This is a genomic window from Cellulomonas endophytica (assembly GCF_004123805.1).
Taxonomy (GTDB): domain Bacteria; phylum Actinomycetota; class Actinomycetes; order Actinomycetales; family Cellulomonadaceae; genus Cellulomonas; species Cellulomonas endophytica.
The window spans coordinates 1-2,743 of record NZ_RWJX01000152.1 but is presented as its reverse complement, the minus strand read 5'-3'; the positions used below and the strand labels follow the sequence as shown (position 1 = coordinate 2,743).

3 protein-coding genes are annotated in these 2,743 nt (G+C 80.7%); all 3 read right to left on the bottom strand.

Annotation, left to right across the window (positions count from 1 at the left end; translation table 11 throughout):
- Positions 1 to 407 (bottom strand): twin-arginine translocase TatA/TatE family subunit (locus EJA20_RS18355; protein ID WP_129339937.1); only part of this gene is annotated, 407 nt, incomplete at its 3' end.
- A gap of 21 nt (positions 408 to 428) precedes the next feature.
- On the bottom strand, positions 429 to 1,985 hold the full coding sequence (locus EJA20_RS18350) for a S1C family serine protease (protein ID WP_240675644.1): 1,557 nt from the start codon (positions 1,983 to 1,985) through the stop codon (positions 429 to 431).
- On the bottom strand, positions 1,982 to 2,743 hold a 762-nt coding region (locus tag EJA20_RS18920), incomplete at its 5' end, for a hypothetical protein (protein WP_164984073.1). The genes EJA20_RS18920 and EJA20_RS18350, both read right to left, overlap by 4 nt.

Sequence of the window (2,743 nt, the reverse complement as noted above, 5' to 3'; positions counted from 1 at the left end):
CGGGCGGACGACCGCGGGCCGGTCGTCGTCGCACCGCCGGGGGTCCCGGCCGGGGTGCCCCCGGCCGCGGCCCCGGCGGCGGCCGCGGTGGCCCCGGCCGCCGCGCGGGACACGCCACCGCCGCGGGGGTTCGTCGGCGAGGGGCGCGCCGGCAGGTCCTCGAGCAGGGCCTCGCGCACGATGCGCCGGGGGTCGTACTGCCGCGGGTCGAGGGAGGCCCAGTCGATGTCGCGGGCCTCCTCGCCGAGCTCCTCGTCGACCCGCTGCTTCGCGTCCCGGAGGAACCGCCGCGCCCCGCGCACCCACCCGGCGAGCTGCTCCGCGAAGGCGGGCAGGCGCTCGGGGCCGATGACGACCACGGCGACGAGGAGGAGCACGAGCCACTCGCCCCCGTTGATGTCGAACACGGCGTCAGGCTACCCGTCGGCTCAGGGCCGGCTGCCGGACTCGGAGAGGACGACGCGCACGTCCCGCTCCTCCTCCCCGGTCCGCACCCGCAGGACGACGCCCTCCCCCGGCGTACGGGCACGGACACCGACGACGAGCTCGTCGGGCTCCGTCAGCGGGCGGCCGTCGAGCGCGAGGATCACGTCGCCCGGGCGCACGCCGGCGCGCTCCGCGGGGCCGTCCGGGGTGACGGGCGGGGTGCCGTCCTCCGCGGGGCCGGTCGCGACGCGGACGCCCTCGCCCTCGTAGGTCTGGTCGAGCAGGACCCCGAGGAGCGGGTAGGTGGCCCGGCCGGTCTCGATGAGCTGCTCGGCCGTGCGGCGCGCCTGGTTCGAGGGGATGGCGAAGCCCAGCCCGATGCTGCCCGTCGCCCCGCCGCCGCCGCCCGCCGCCTGCGCGATCGCGGTGTTGACGCCGATGACCTCGCCGGCCGCGTCGACGAGGGGCCCGCCGGAGTTGCCCGGGTTGATGGCGGCGTCCGTCTGGAGGGCGTTGATGAAGGCCGCCTCCGTGGTGCCGGCCGTGACGGGCCGGTCGCGGGCGCTGACGATGCCGGTCGTCACCGTGCCCTCCAGGCCCAGCGGCGCGCCGACGGCCACCACGGGGTCGCCCACCGCGACCGCGTCCGAGTCCCCGAGCGCGAGCGGCACGAGGCCCTGCACGTCGATCCGCACCACGGCGAGGTCGTACTCCGTCGTGGCGCCCACGAGCGCGGCGTCCTCGTGGGACCCGTCCGCCAGGACGACGACGATGGCGCCGGGCCCGTCGTCCGCGCCCGCGACGACGTGGTTGTTCGTCAGCACGTAGCCGTCCTGGCGCAGCACGAAGCCGGAGCCCGTCGCGGTGCCCTGGGCCGTGCGGACCTGGAGGGAGACGACGCTGGGCAGCACCGTGGCGGCGATCCCCGCGACGGAGCCCGGGTCGCGGCTGCGGTCCACGGGGTCGGCCGCCGTCCGGGACACCGGCAGGGCCGCGTCGGCCGGCCGCGCCTCCGGCCCCAGGCGCTGCGCGAGCACCCCGCCCGCCGCGCCGGCGAGCAGCGCGACGAGGAGCCCCACGACGAACGCCGCCAGCGGCACCCGCCGGCGCCGGCGACCCCGGCCCCGCACCCGCAGGAGGGGCACGTCGGCGGGCGTCCCGCCACCGCCGGGGGCGCCCGGGCCCTCGTCGGCCGTGCGCTCGTCGCCCGGGCCCTCGTCGGCCGTGCCCTCGTCGGCCGGGCTGGACGGGCCGTCGGGGCGAGCGGCACCGTCCGCACGCCGCAGCGTGGGCGAGGGCCACACGTCGACGGCGTCGGCGCCGGGCCGGCCGGTCCGCGTCGCGCGCCCCGGGGCGGTGGCGAGGACCGCCAGGACGTCCAGCGGGGGCGTGTCGTGCCCGGCCGGGTCCGTGCCCGCGACCGGCACGTCGGGCGGGACCGGCACGGCGGGCGGGACCGGCACGGCGGGCGGGACCGGCACGGCGGGCGGGGCGGGGCGGGCGGGCACGTGCGGCGGCGCGAAGCCCGCGGCGGCCGGCGGCCGGTCGTCGGGGGTCACGGGCGCTCCAGCGCGGCGGTGACGGTGCCCCAGCCGCGGTCGAGCCGCGCGGCGAGCCCGTCGTCGTACGCCGCGGCCGGGATGGCGGCCACGAGCGCGGCGGCGTCCGCCTCCGTGGGCGCCAGCACCTGCACGACGCAGTCGCCGGACTGCCACACGCCGTGCCAGGGCGCGCTCGCCAGGACGTGGACGTCCCGGCCCCCGACGTCCGCCAGAGGCGCACCCTCGAGGGCGCTGAGGTCGAGCCGGCCCTGCTGCTCCGTCAGGACGACGGGCGTGCCGGAGGGGCCCTCGAGGTCGACCTCGAGGGCGTCGCCGTCCGCGACCCACGCCCAGCGCGTCACGACCCAGCCCGCGGGGAGGGTCTCCGGGAAGGCCCAGTCGTGGTCGCGCAGCCAGGCGCCGACCTCGAGGACGCCGGCCTGCGCCTCGTCCGCGGTCTCCACGGCGCCCGGCCCGACGAGGTCGGCCGCGGCGCCCGTCCGCAGCGCGGCGGCCGTCGTCGTGCCCGGCACCTGCGCGAGCAGGTCCAGCGCCTCCCCGGGGTGGTCGCCGGGGACGACGGCGGGCCGGGCCCCGAGCGCGAACAGCGCCGCGGCCAGCGCGCCGGCCCCCGCGAGCGAGCCGAGCACGGCCCGCCGCGGCACCCGCGGGCGGCGCAGGTCCCCACGCAGCGCGTGGCCGGGCAGGGGCCGCACCGGGTCCGACAGCCAGGGCGCCACCGGCCCCGGGGCGCCGGCGGACGGCCCGGAGATCGG